The sequence below is a fragment of the Xanthomonas sp. D-99 genome (assembly GCF_017746145.1).
Taxonomy (GTDB): Bacteria; Pseudomonadota; Gammaproteobacteria; order Xanthomonadales; family Xanthomonadaceae; genus Xanthomonas; species Xanthomonas cissicola.
Map to the genome: position 1 here is coordinate 888 of NZ_JAGHWU010000015.1, position 271 is coordinate 1,158.

1 pseudogene is annotated in these 271 nt (G+C 63.1%); it reads right to left on the reverse strand.

The annotated features are described in order from the left end of the window. A pseudogene (locus J7360_RS21350) lies at nt 1-271 on the reverse strand (transposase); the annotation flags it as partial.

Below are 271 nucleotides of genomic sequence, written 5' to 3' on the forward strand. Positions count from 1 at the left end.
GCCGATTGGGCCATCTCGCGTCGCTGAGATGGCCTCACCATTTTTTTGCGAGCGCTTCCTTCAGCAGGTCGGTACTGAGCTGCGCCTCGGCGTACATCTTCTTGAGCCGGCGGTTCTCCTCCTCCAGCTCCTTCATGCGCGCGACCATGGACACGTCCATGCCGCCGAACTTGCTGCGCCACTTGTAGAACGTCGCCGAGCTGATGCCGTGTTCCCGACACAACTCCGGCACGGGCGCACCGGCCTGGGCCTGCTTGAGCACGGCGATGAT